Genomic DNA, 12,680 nt, shown 5'->3' with positions numbered 1-12,680 from the left:
GGTTGACTGATGATCATAAAACGCACCGCCTCAGTACAGTGGCAACTCTGGATCGTGGCGTTCGGCTTCTTTATGCAGACGCTGGACACCACCATCGTCAACACCGCCCTGCCGTCGATGGCCGTCAGCCTGGGGGAGAACCCGCTGCGCATGCAGTCGGTGATCGTCTCCTACGTGCTGACGGTAGCCGTAATGCTGCCCGCCAGCGGCTGGCTGGCGGATCGGGTTGGGGTGCAGCGGGTGTTCTTCAGCGCTATCGTGCTGTTCACCCTCGGCTCAATCCTCTGCGCCCGTTCGGAAACCCTGAATGAGCTGATCGCCTCGCGGGTGATCCAGGGCATCGGCGGCGCGATGATGGTGCCGGTCGGCCGCCTGACGGTGATGAAGATCGTGCCGCGCGAGCAATATATGGCGGCAATGACCTTCGTCACCCTGCCCGGCCAAATCGGCCCGCTGATGGGGCCGGCGCTGGGCGGTTTTTTGGTGCAGTACGCCAGCTGGCACTGGATTTTCCTGATCAATATCCCGGTCGGCATCGCCGGCGCCATCGCCACGCTGCTGCTGATGCCCAACTACCGCATGCAGACCCGGCGCTTTGACGTCAGCGGTTTTATCATGCTGGCGATCGGGATGGCGACGCTGACGCTGGCGCTCGACGGCCACAAGGGCATGGGGCTGTCCATCGCCACTATCGCCGGACTGGTGGCGATGGGGATTGCGGCGCTGGCAGGTTACTGGTGGCATGCGCGCGGTAACAGCCGGGCGCTGTTCTCCCTGCGGCTATTCAGAACCCAAACCTACAAGATTGGGCTGACCGCCGGCCTGCTGGGCCGTATCGGCAGCGGCATGCTGCCGTTTATGACCCCGCTGTTCATGCAGGTGGGCATGGGGTTTTCCCCGTTCCACGCAGGGCTGATGATGATCCCGATGATTATCGGCAGCATGGGGATGAAGCGTATCGTGGTGCGGGTGGTTAACCGTTTCGGTTACCGTAACGTGCTGGTGGCCGCCACGCTGATGCTGGCGTTGATCAGCCTGAGCTTCCCGCTGGTGGCGATGATCGGCTGGATCTGGCTGCTGCCGGCGGTGCTGTTCTTCCAGGGCATGGTCAACTCGCTGCGCTTCTCGGCAATGAATACCCTGACGCTGAAAGATTTGCCGGACCGGCTGGCCAGCAGCGGCAACAGCCTGCTGTCGATGGTGATGCAGCTGTCCATGAGCCTCGGCGTCAGCATCGCCGGGATCCTGATTGGCAGCTTTGCCCATCACCAGGTGGTCACTGACAGCCCGGCGATACACAGCGCATTTATTTACAGCTACTGCTGTATGGCGTTAATCATTGCCCTGCCCGCGCTGGCTTTTGCCCGCGTGCCGCCGGATAGCGCGCCAAACCGCACGCTGACCAAAGAGCCGGGCACCGGTTCAACGAGGTTACAAAAATGAGAATAGGCATCACCGGGAAACTGTTTCTGGCCATCTTCGCCACCTGCATGCTGGTGCTGATCACCATGCACTGGGGCGTGCGCGTCAGCTTTGAACGCGGTTTCATCGGCTACATCAAGCACAGCAACGAACAACGTATCAACATGCTGAGCGAAGCGCTGGAAGAACAGTACAGCCATCACGGCAACTGGGTTTTTCTGCGCAATAACGATCAGGTGATTTACCAGATCATGCGCTCGTTCGAACAAAACAGCGACAGCAGCCATAATCTGCCGCCCAAAGGCTGGCGCACTCAGTTTTGGGTGGTGGACAATCAATTCAACCGGCTGGTGGGACATTCCGGCCCGGTGCCCAAAGAAGGCCCGCGCCACCCGATCCGCTACAACAACGAAATCGTCGGCTGGGTGATCACCACGCCGGTCGAGCGGCTGACCCGCAATACCGATATCAATTTCGACCAGCAGCAAAAGCGCACCAGTTGGATGATAGTCGCACTCTCCACGCTGCTGGCGGCGGCGGTGACCTGGTTGATGTCGCGCGGGCTGTTGGCCCCGGTCAAACGGCTGGTCGCCGGCACCCACCGGCTGGCGGCCGGTGATTTCAGTACCCGAGTGACCGTCGACAGCCAGGATGAGCTCGGCCGCTTGGCGCAGGATTTCAATCAGCTCGCCACCTCGCTGGAAAAGAACGAGCAGATGCGGCGCGCTTTTATGGCCGACGTGTCGCATGAGTTGCGCACCCCGCTGGCGGTACTGCGTGGCGAACTGGAGGCATTGCAGGACGGCGTGCGCCAGCCGACGCAGGCGTCGCTCAGCTCGCTGCAGGCGGAAGTCTCCACCCTGACCAAACTGGTGGACGATCTGCATCAACTGTCGCTGTCCGATCTCGGCGCACTGGCCTACCGTAAATCGTCGGTCGACTGCGTACATTTGCTGCAAATTGCGGTCGCCACCTTCCGCGAGCGTTTTCGCGCCAAAGGGCTTGAGATCGTCACCCTGCTGCCGGAACAGGCGTCGCTGTTCGGCGATCCCGATCGTCTCAATCAGTTGTTCAACAACCTGCTGGAGAACAGCCTGCGCTACACCGACGCCGGCGGTAAGCTGGAGATTGGCGCAGAACAGTTGCCGGGGCGGCTGCGGCTTTACTGGCAGGACAGCGGGCCCGGCGTCAACGACGAACAGCTGGCGCGCATTTTCGAACGCTTCTACCGCACCGAAGGCTCGCGCAACCGCGCCAGCGGCGGTTCCGGCCTGGGGTTGTCGATTTGTCAAAACATCGTGGAAGCCCACAACGGCCAGATCTTTGCTGCGCACTCGCCTTTGGGCGGCGTGCGGATTACAGTAGAATTTGCCACCCCGATAATGAATAAGGCGCCATGATGGAATCCCAGAATCAGCCGTTGCAAATTATGATTGTTGAAGACGAACCCAAGCTGGGCCAACTGCTGGTGGACTATCTGCAGGCCGCGGGATACGCCACCCGCTGGCTGACCAACGGCAGCGAGGTGGTGCCGGCGGTACATGAACACTCCCCGGCGCTGATCCTGCTGGATTTAATGCTGCCGGGCAGCGACGGGTTGACGGTATGCCGCGAACTGCGCCGTTTTACCGATGTCCCGGTGGTGATGGTGACGGCGAAGATTGAGGAGATTGATCGCCTGCTGGGGCTGGAGATTGGCGCGGACGATTACATCTGCAAGCCTTACAGCCCGCGAGAAGTGGTGGCTCGGGTGAAAACCATTTTACGCCGCTGCTATCGGCCGCTGGAAAACCAGCAGGAAGAAACGCAGTTGCATATCGACGAACCGCGCTTTCAGGCCAGCTATCAAGGCCAGATGCTGGATCTCACCCCGGCGGAATTCCGCCTGTTGAAAACCCTGGCCAGCCAGCCGGGCAACGTCTTCTCGCGTGAGCAGTTGCTGAACAATCTGTATGACGACTACCGGGTGGTCACCGACCGAACCATCGACAGCCATATCAAAAACCTGCGGCGCAAGCTGGAGCTGATCGACGGTGAAAAGTCGTTTATTCGCTCGGTATACGGCGTGGGTTATCGCTGGGAATCCGAACCCTGCCGGCTGATAAACGGGCTATAAGGAGGGCTAACTGGCTGCGCTCCGAAAAGGGTCGCGGTCAACAACCTCCTGCCGGCGTTCCTCAGCCGTCAGAAAATCATGGGGCATCTCTGTTTTGGCGATCATTGCCAGCAATAAATCCCAATTATCCGGGTTAGCCTGGCTTTTGCCGTCTCTAAACTGCTTTGCGTTTCTTTCCATCCCTGACTCCTTTTGACGAATTCCTTTCCAAGAATATGCCTGTTGAGCGTCGATATCCAAATGCTTCGCTTGTTTTTTAATCGCATTGTTTTGCGATGCTGCAAGCTACGCAATTTTGGGCATCGGGCTCGCCATTAGCTTCCCGTGCTTTGGCGTCCCTTGCTGATGAAATTCAACGCCAACGCAAAAAAATTGCGTCTTTTTTAAGCTATGCTGCGCAAAGGATGTTTATTAGCCGCCCAATTTCAAGCTATTGGCTACACTTACATCACTTATCGGAACCCACAGGAGAGGAACCATGGCAATCGGTCACTATGAGCTGAAAAAAGCAAAGAATGGGCAATACCACTTCAACCTGAAAGCCAGTAATGGCGAAATCATTTTGGGCAGTGAGATGTACGCCAGCAAAGCCTCGGCGGAGAATGGCATTGCCTCGGTGCAAACCAACTCCCCCCAGGAAGCGCAGTACGAATTGAAACACAGCACCAGCAATCAACCTTACTTTGTACTGAAAGCCAAGAACCATCAGGTGATCGGCGTCAGTGAAATGTACAGTTCTGAAACTGCGGCGAAAAACGGCATTCAGTCGGTGATCAAGAACGGCCCAAGCACCGACGTGCGCGATTTAAGCGCGTAACTTCGTCACCCGACGCGCGATGATCGCCATCGCGCGTTTTTCTTATGACCGGGATCAATCCCCCTGTAATAAATCCGGTTAACTGCTGATTTTTTGCCGCTCTGCCGCTACAATCCCCCGCTTTTACTGCGCCATTTGGTGGTGCGTTATACCCACTGGCTTTCATGTTGCAGTCAACAACGCTGCAGTTTGAAAGACACAGGTATACTGACCTGAAATCAGACCGAGACTCATTATGTTTACACCGGAACTTCTCTCCCCGGCCGGAACGCTGAAAAACATGCGTTACGCCTTTGCCTATGGCGCCGATGCGGTTTATGCCGGCCAGCCGCGTTACAGCCTGCGGGTGCGTAACAACGAATTCAATCACGAGAATCTGGCGCAGGGGATCAACGAAGCCCACGCGCTGGGCAAGAAGTTCTATGTGGTGGTGAACATCGCGCCGCACAACGCCAAGCTGAAAACCTTCCTGCGCGATCTTAAACCGGTGATCGATATGGGCCCGGACGCGCTGATCATGTCCGATCCGGGCCTTATCATGATGGTGCGCGAAGCCTTCCCGCAGATGGACATTCATCTGTCGGTGCAGGCCAATGCGGTCAACTGGGCGACGGTGAAGTTCTGGCAGCAGATGGGGCTGACGCGCGTGATCCTGTCGCGTGAGCTGTCGCTGGAGGAGATCGCCGAGATCCGCAGCCAGGTCCCCGAGATGGAGCTGGAAATCTTCGTCCACGGCGCGCTGTGCATGGCCTACTCCGGCCGTTGCCTGCTGTCCGGTTACATCAACAAGCGCGATCCCAACCAAGGCACCTGCACCAACGCCTGCCGCTGGCAGTACAAGGCGGAAGAAGGCAAAGAGGATGACACCGGCAACATCGTGCATCTGCATGAGCCGATCCCGGTGCAGACCGTCGAGCCGACGCTGGGCATCGGCGCGCCGACCGACAAGGTGTTCATGCTCTCCGAAGCGCAAAAGCCGGATGAATACATGAGCGCCTTTGAAGATGAACACGGCACCTACATCATGAACTCGAAAGATCTGCGCGCCATCCAGCACGTAGAGCGTCTGACTCAACTCGGCGTGCATTCGCTGAAAATTGAAGGCCGCACCAAGTCCTTTTACTACTGCGCGCGCACCGCACAGGTTTACCGTCGCGCCATTGACGATGCGGTCGCAGGCAAGCCGTTCGATCCCTCGCTGCTTACTACGTTGGAAGGTTTGGCGCACCGCGGTTACACCGAAGGGTTTTTGCGCCGCCACGTGCATGAGGCGCAGCAAAATTACGATTACGGCTCCTCGCTGTCCGAACGCCAGCAGTTCGTCGGCGAATTTACCGGCGTAAGGCGCGACGGCTGGGCGGAAGTGGACGTGAAAAACAAGTTTATGATCGGCGACGGCGTGGAGATGATGACCCCCGGCGGTAACGTGTTGTTTACTCTGGAGAGCATGCAAAATAAGAAAGGCGAAGCGATCGACGTGGCGCCCGGCAACGGGCACATCGTTTATTTGCCGATCCCACAGGATATCGATCTCAATTACGCATTGCTGATCCGCAATTTACCGGACACCCAGAGTCCCGCCGCGTAAAAACACCCATCGCCACCCTTAGGTGGCGATTTTTAGCAAATATTAGAATTGGATCACATCAATTACCGCGCAGCTTGGTTACCATCAGCCTGCTTAAAACCAAGAATGAAAAATATTTGCATAGCAATACTAGGAACCACCTCCTTAGCCGGTCCAATCTCCCTTGGGCTGGCTTTTTCTTTGGCGCCGTCAAAATACCCGCAGATGAAACCCTAATATTTTTCGACAGTTAAAATTGTCGAGTTATCTATTTTAATAACACGCAAAACCGCATTTCCATATAAATACCCAACCTCATCGATTAATTAAACCATTAACGATAACTCGCTGCTGATACCGCACCTATATCTTAAATTAAGCCAAATATGCAGAAATAATCATTGGCCCGCTGACGATAATCAGAATTAACTGAATATTCTGATGGTCTGCTCTCCGCTTGTAGTTTATCTTTTTCAGTCCAAAGCATTGGTCAGCCGGGAGAGAGGGAATGAGTCAACACACGTCAGCGCTTCTTATCATTAATGGCAAAGGCGCAGGCAACGAAGACGTTCGCCTTGCGGTGCAGAAGCTGCGGGATGAGGGCCAGACCCTGCACGTTCGCGTGACCTGGGAACAGGGTGACGCAGCGCGCTATGTGAAGGAAGCTTGCCAACTGGGGGTCACCACGCTGATTGCCGGCGGCGGCGACGGCACCATCAACGAAGTGGCCGCCGCGCTGACGGCGCTGCCTGCGGGCAGCCGCCCGGCACTGGGCATACTGCCGCTGGGCACCGCCAATGACTTCGCCGTGGCCTGCAATATTCCGCTGATACCGGAACAGGCGCTGCAGTTGGCGACGAAAGGCCGTGCGGTGCCGATCGATCTGGCGAAGGTCAATGACGAACGCTACTTTATCAACATGGCAACCGGCGGTTTCGGCACCCGCATCACCACCGAAACGCCGGAAAAACTAAAGGCCGTACTGGGCGGCGTTTCTTACTTTATTCATGGCCTGCTGCGCATGGATACGCTGAAGGCCGACCGCTGCGAGATCCGCGGGCCGGATTTCCAGTGGTCCGGAGACGCGCTGGTGATTGGCATCGGCAACGGCAAGCAGGCCGGAGGCGGCCAGCAGCTGTGCCCGGACGCGTTAATCAACGACGGGCTGCTGCAACTGCGGCTGCTGATCGCAGACGAACTGCTGCCGGCGTTGGTGGCCAGCCTGGTTAACGGCGAGGAAAACAAAAACGTGGTTAGCGCCGCGCTGCCTTGGCTGGAAATCAATGCGCCGCACGAGATCACCTTTAACCTCGACGGCGAGCCACTGAAGGGCACGCATTTCCGCATCGAAGTGCTGCCGAACGCCATTGAATGCCGCCTGCCGCCCAACTGCGAGCTGCTGGGCTAAGGCCGCCCTTTCTCTGAACCCTGGGCGCAGCCAGCCTGCTGCGCCCCCGCCGGTTCCCCCTTCTCCCTTCCCTCTATTACGCGATGAAATGTGATCTTCCCCGGCAAATCCTTTAAATCATACTTGTATGGTAGTTAGTTCATGGCGTATTTTTTCCCTATTAATGACCCGTGGGAACAGGATGTAGACGTTATGAAAATTGTTAACGCAGAGGTGTTTGTCACTTGCCCAGGCAGGAATTTCGTCACGCTGAAGATCACCACCGACGACGGCATTACCGGCATCGGCGACGCCACCCTCAATGGCCGCGAACTGCCGGTAGCCTCCTACCTGAAAGATCATGTCTGCCCGCAATTGATCGGCCGCGATGCCCACCAGATCGAAGATATCTGGCAATTCTTCTATAAAGGCGCCTACTGGCGGCGCGGCCCGGTCACCATGTCCGCCATCTCCGCCGTCGATATGGCGCTGTGGGACATCAAGGGCAAGGCCGCCAATATGCCGCTGTATCAGCTGCTGGGCGGCGCATCGCGCACCGGCGTGATGGTTTACTGCCACACCACCGGCCATTCCATCGACGAAGTGCTCGACGACTACGCCAAACATAAAGAGCTGGGCTTTAAAGCCATCCGCGCCCAGTGCGGCGTGCCGGGCATGAAAACCACTTACGGCATGGCCAAAGGCAAAGGGCTGGCCTACGAACCGGCCACCAAAGGCAACTGGCCGGAAGAGCAGCTGTGGTCCACGGAGAAATACCTCGATTTCACCCCCAAGCTGTTCGAGGCGGTGCGCAACAGGTTCGGTTTTGACGAGCATCTGCTGCACGACATGCACCACCGGTTGACGCCGATCGAGGCCGCGCGCTTTGGCAAAAGCATTGAACAGTACCGGTTGTTCTGGATGGAAGATCCGACCCCGGCGGAGAACCAGGAATGCTTCCGCCTGATCCGCCAGCATACCGTTACGCCTATCGCCGTCGGCGAAGTCTTCAACAGCATCTGGGACTGCAAACAGCTGATTGAAGAACAGCTGATCGACTATATCCGCACCACCCTCACCCACGCAGGCGGTATCACCGGCATGCGCCGCATCGCCGATTTCGCCTCGCTGTATCAGGTGCGTACCGGTTCGCATGGCCCTTCCGACCTGTCGCCTATCTGCATGGCGGCGGCGCTGCACTTTGATCTGTGGGTGCCGAACTTTGGCGTGCAGGAATATATGGGTTACTCCGAACAAATGCTCGAGGTGTTTCCGCACAGCTGGACCTTCAACGACGGCTACATGCATCCGGGCAACAAACCGGGGTTGGGCATTGAGTTCGACGAAAAACTGGCCGCACGCTATCCGTACGAACCGGCCTATCTGCCGGTCGCGCGCCTGGAGGACGGCACCTTATGGAACTGGTAACGGGAGAACGCGCAATGCAAAGCGTGGTGATTGAACAACCTGGTCGGCTGGTTATCCAGCAGCGCCCACTGCCGCAGCCGGCCGCCGGCGAAGTGCGGGTAAAGGTGAAGTTTGCCGGCATCTGCGGCTCCGATGTGCACATTTATCATGGGCATAACCCGTTCGCCCGCTACCCGCGCGTGATCGGCCATGAGTTTTTCGGCGTGATTGATCAGGTGGGCAGCGACGTCGACCCGCAACGCATCGGCGAACGCGTTTCGGTGGATCCGGTGGTGAGCTGCGGCCATTGTTATCCTTGTTCCATCGGGCGCCCCAACGTCTGTAGCGAGCTGCAGGTGATCGGCGTGCACCGCGACGGCGGCTTCAGCGACTATGCCTGCGCCCCGGCGCGCAACGCTTACCGCATTCCTGAAAGCATCAGCGATCGCCACGCCGCGATGGTCGAGCCTTTCACCATTGCCGCCAATATCACCGCCCATCTGCAACCCAGGGCCGAGGATATCGCGCTGATCTACGGTGCCGGGCCGATGGGGTTGACGGTGATCCAGACGCTGAAAGGGGTCTACGGCGTGAAGCAGGTGATAGTTACCGACCGCATCGCCGAACGGCTGGCCATGGCGCAAGAAAACGGTGCCGACTGGACGTTCAATAACGCCGAGGCTTCGCTGCCGGCCGAGCTGGAACGACGAGGCATCCGCCCGACGCTGATTGTCGACGCCGCCTGCCACCCGGCCATTTTGCAGGAAGCCATTAACCTTGCATCACCGGCGGCGCGCATCGGCATCATGGGTTTCTCCGGCGATGCCTGCACCGTCACCCAGCAAAGCATCACCAGCAAGGAGCTGTCGATTTTCTCCTCGCGCCTCAACAGCGCCCGCTTCCCGCAGGTTATCGACTGGATGGCCAACGGAAAAATCGACCCGCAGCGGTTAATCACCCATTGCGTCGCCGCCAGTGAAGTGGAACAGGCGATGCTGATGTTCGAAAAAGATCAGCGCACCTGCTGCAAAGTGTTACTGCAATTCAGTTAGTTTTGTTAACACCGGGGCATAGGGTGGCCTGGCCGCCCTTGCAGAGAACAAAGCATCAAAACTAGAAATATATGGAGTGCTTTTATGTTTAAAAACCTGCGTTGGACCATAGTATTCCTGCTGTTCATGGTCTTTATGATCAACTACCTCGACCGCGTCGCGCTGTCGATTACCGTACCGATGATCGAAAAAGATCTGATGCTGAACGCCGAGCAGTTCGGCCTCATCTTCGGCAGCTTCTTCTTCGGCTACGCCATCTTCAACTTTATCGGCGGGCTGGCGGTCGACAGGTACGGCCCGACTCTGGTGCTCGGCATCGCCGTGGCCTTATGGTCAATCTTCTGCGGCATGACGGCATTCGCCACCGGCTTCTATTCCATGCTGATCCTGCGCATCCTGTTCGGCATGGCCGAAGGGCCGATCAGCTCTTCCGCCAACAAAATGATCAATGGCTGGTTCCCGAAGAAACAGGCGGCCACCGCCATGGGCCTGCTCAGCGCCGGTTCGCCTTTGGGCGGCGCGGTAGCCGGGCCGATCGTCGGCTATCTGGCGCTGGCGTTCGGCTGGCGGATGGCGTTTATGATCATCTGCTCGATCGGCATCGTCTGGATGCTGGTGTGGTTCTTCGTGGTGGCGGATAACCCGGCCAAGAGCAAGCACGTCAGCGAAAACGAGCGGGCACTGATCAACAAGCTGAAAGAGGAAAAAATCAGCGAAGAAGAAGAGCTGAGCGACGCCGCGCATGGGCTAGGCTACTACCTGAAGCAGCCGATCATCCTGGTCACCGCATTCGCCTTCTTCTGCTACAACTATATCCTGTTCTTCTTCCTGAGCTGGTTCCCGGCGTATCTGGTGCAGGCGCACAACCTGAACATCAAGGAAATGAGCCTCACCACCATGATTCCGTGGATTGTCGGTTTTGTTGGGCTGGCGCTCGGCGGCTATATCTCCGACAAGATTTTCAATATCACCGGCAAGCTGTTGCTGTCACGCAAGATCGTCCTGGTGACCAGCCTGTTGGCGGCGGCCATTTGCGTCGCATTGGCAGGCACCGTCAGCAGTGTGGTGCCGGCGGTCATGCTGATGTCGGTCTCTATCTTCTTCCTGTATATCACCGGGGCCATTTATTGGGCGATCATTCAGGACGTGGTGCATAAATCGCGGGTCGGCGGCGCCAGCGGCTTCGTTCATATGATCGGCAGCGTGTCGGGGATCATTGGCCCGGTAGTGACCGGTTATATCGTGCAGAACACCGGCAAGTTCGACAGCGCCTTTATCCTGGCCGGCGGCGTGGCCGCACTCGGCGCCGTGCTGGTGTTGCTGGTGATCAAGGCACCGCGCAATGCCGCACAACCGCAGATCTCGAAACACTAACCCCTTTGGGGCGGCCAACGTCGCCCCGCTCTTTCAGGGATTTCAGCATGACACTTTCCAGCAACAGCGCGCTGCCGGCGGCAATTGCCCGGCCAGGTTACGCCCGTAAACGCATAAAACCCCGCATTGTCCACCTCGGCTTTGGCGCCTTTTTCCGCGCACATCAGGCCGTGTATGCCGAGCAGTTGGCCAACGAGCACGCCGGCGACTGGGGCTACTGCGTGATCAGCATGCATAACGGCCAGCAAAAAATCGCCGATCTGCAGCAGCAGGATTTGCTGTATACGGTGGCCGAAATGGACGGCGACGGCTGGCGCGGCCGGACGATCGGCGTGATCAGGCAAGCGCTGCACCTGCAGGTCGATGGGTTGGCAAGGGTACTCGACGCCATGACGCAGCCAGAGATTGCCATAGTTTCCTTGACCGTCAGCGAGAAAGGCTACTGCTATCAACCTGCCAACGGCCAGTTGATGCTCGATCACCCGGACATTCAACACGACATCGCCAACCCGCTGCGGCCGCGGTCCGCGCCGGGGCTGATCCTGGCTGCGCTGCGCCTGCGCCGGGAGCGCGGCCTGCCGGCGTTTAGCGTGATGTCCTGCGACAACATGCCGGCCAACGGCCAGGTAACCCACAACGTCGTCACTCAACTGGCGCAGCGGCAGGATGCCGGGTTGGCCGACTGGGTGCGGCAAAATGTCCGCTTTCCTTCCACCATGGTAGACCGCATTGTCCCGGCAGTGACGCCGGAAACCCAACGCCAGTTGCAGGCGTTGCTGGGCGGCGTGAGCGATGCGGTCGGCGTGGCCTGCGAACCCTTTCGCCAATGGGTGATCGAAGACGACTTCCCGCAGGGGCGGCCAGAGTGGGAGCGAGCGGGTGCCGAACTGGTCAGCGACGTGCTGCCGTACGAGGAAATGAAGTTGCGGATGCTGAACGGCAGCCACTCGTTCCTTGCCTATCTCGGCTATCTGGCCGGTTATCCGCACGTCAGCGACTGCATGCAAGATGAGGATTTTGTCCGCGCAGCGCGCCATTTAATGTTGGCGGAGCAAGCGCCGACGTTGCAGGTAAGCGGTGTCGATTTGGCGCATTACGCCGACTCGCTGTTGCAGCGCTACCGTAACAGCGCGTTGAAACACCGCACCGGGCAGATCGCCATGGACGGCACGCAAAAATTGCCACAGCGCCTGCTGGATCCCATTCGCCACCATCTGGCGCACGGCAGCCGTTTTGACGCCTTGGCATTGGCCGTGGCCGGTTGGATGCGCTACGTCGGCGGCCAAGATGAGCAGGGCCGGCCGATAGAAATCAGCGATCCCTTGCGTGAACGCATTGCCGATCGGGTGGCGGGCAGCGAGGAAGGCCCACAGCGCGTGCTTGCGTTGCTCCAGTTGGAAAAGGTATTTGGCCATGACCTACCGGACAGCCCACGCTTCGTCGGCGCAGTGACTCAGGCTTATCTGGCGCTGTTGGATAAGGGAGCAAAAGCCGCCGTCGCCGGATTAGCGGTTAGTTGATAGATCGATTGAAATTCA

At 58.3% G+C, this 12,680-nt stretch carries 11 protein-coding genes; 10 read left to right on the top strand and 1 reads right to left on the bottom strand.

The genetic code is table 11. From position 1 onward, the window contains the following. The first annotated feature begins 9 nt into the window (after nt 1-9). Genes ACUTSW_RS21125 through baeR form a run of 3 tightly spaced genes read left to right on the top strand, consistent with a single transcriptional unit; the run spans nt 10 to nt 3,538 of the window. Complete coding sequence (locus ACUTSW_RS21125) at nt 10-1,443, top strand: MFS transporter (protein ID WP_445585280.1); 1,434 nt, start codon at nt 10-12, stop codon at nt 1,441-1,443. Continuing rightward, nucleotides 1,440-2,822 carry a two-component system sensor histidine kinase BaeS gene (gene baeS, locus ACUTSW_RS21120; RefSeq protein WP_445585279.1) on the top strand — a complete coding sequence of 461 codons (1,383 nt, stop codon included), beginning with the start codon at nt 1,440-1,442 and terminating at the stop codon, nt 2,820-2,822. Before ACUTSW_RS21125 ends, baeS begins: the two co-directional genes overlap by 4 nt. After that, a complete protein-coding gene (baeR, locus tag ACUTSW_RS21115; protein WP_004951961.1) occupies nt 2,822-3,538 on the top strand; it encodes a two-component system response regulator BaeR in 717 nt (238 codons plus the stop codon). Before baeS ends, baeR begins: the two co-directional genes overlap by 1 nt. Nucleotides 3,539-3,544: 6 nt before the next feature. Here baeR and ACUTSW_RS21110 read toward each other — a convergent pair whose 3' ends face one another. Beyond that, the gene (locus ACUTSW_RS21110) at nt 3,545-3,718 is read right to left on the bottom strand and encodes a hypothetical protein (RefSeq protein ID WP_020439576.1); all 174 of its coding nucleotides are present in this window, start codon (nt 3,716-3,718) and stop codon (nt 3,545-3,547) included. Between the two features lie 298 nt (nt 3,719-4,016). Here ACUTSW_RS21110 and ACUTSW_RS21105 point away from each other — a divergent pair, with 298 nt between their 5' ends. The 7 genes from ACUTSW_RS21105 (at nt 4,017) to ACUTSW_RS21075 (ending at nt 12,662) form a co-directional block, all read left to right on the top strand. Then, nucleotides 4,017-4,355 carry a YegP family protein gene (locus tag ACUTSW_RS21105; RefSeq protein WP_004951963.1) on the top strand — a complete coding sequence of 113 codons (339 nt, stop codon included), beginning with the start codon at nt 4,017-4,019 and terminating at the stop codon, nt 4,353-4,355. Nucleotides 4,356-4,590: 235 nt separating this feature from the next. Further along, nucleotides 4,591-5,943 (top strand): prephenate-dependent tRNA uridine(34) hydroxylase TrhP, encoded by a 1,353-nt coding sequence (gene trhP, locus ACUTSW_RS21100; protein ID WP_004951966.1) that lies wholly within the window; start codon nt 4,591-4,593, stop codon nt 5,941-5,943. A gap of 487 nt (nt 5,944-6,430) precedes the next feature. Then, nucleotides 6,431-7,330, top strand: a complete 900-nt coding sequence (yegS, locus tag ACUTSW_RS21095) for a lipid kinase YegS (protein ID WP_445585278.1) — start codon at nt 6,431-6,433, stop codon at nt 7,328-7,330. A gap of 192 nt (nt 7,331-7,522) precedes the next feature. Continuing rightward, nucleotides 7,523-8,737: a D-mannonate dehydratase ManD gene (manD, locus tag ACUTSW_RS21090; RefSeq protein ID WP_006327237.1), complete on the top strand. Its 1,215-nt coding sequence runs from the start codon at nt 7,523-7,525 to the stop codon at nt 8,735-8,737. A gap of 14 nt (nt 8,738-8,751) precedes the next feature. Then, a complete protein-coding gene (locus ACUTSW_RS21085; RefSeq protein WP_062869710.1) occupies nt 8,752-9,768 on the top strand; it encodes a Zn-dependent oxidoreductase in 1,017 nt (338 codons plus the stop codon). 84 nt (nt 9,769-9,852) lie between these two features. After that, the gene (locus tag ACUTSW_RS21080) at nt 9,853-11,142 is read left to right on the top strand and encodes an MFS transporter (RefSeq protein ID WP_006327239.1); all 1,290 of its coding nucleotides are present in this window, start codon (nt 9,853-9,855) and stop codon (nt 11,140-11,142) included. Between the two features lie 47 nt (nt 11,143-11,189). Further along, the gene (locus ACUTSW_RS21075; RefSeq protein ID WP_445585277.1) at nt 11,190-12,662 is read left to right on the top strand and encodes a mannitol dehydrogenase family protein; all 1,473 of its coding nucleotides are present in this window, start codon (nt 11,190-11,192) and stop codon (nt 12,660-12,662) included. Nucleotides 12,663-12,680 lie beyond the last annotated feature (18 nt).

It is taken from the genome of Serratia sp. TSA_198.1 (assembly GCF_052686505.1).
The sequence above is the reverse complement of the archived record's forward strand: the minus strand, read 5'-3'. Positions and strand labels throughout refer to the sequence as shown.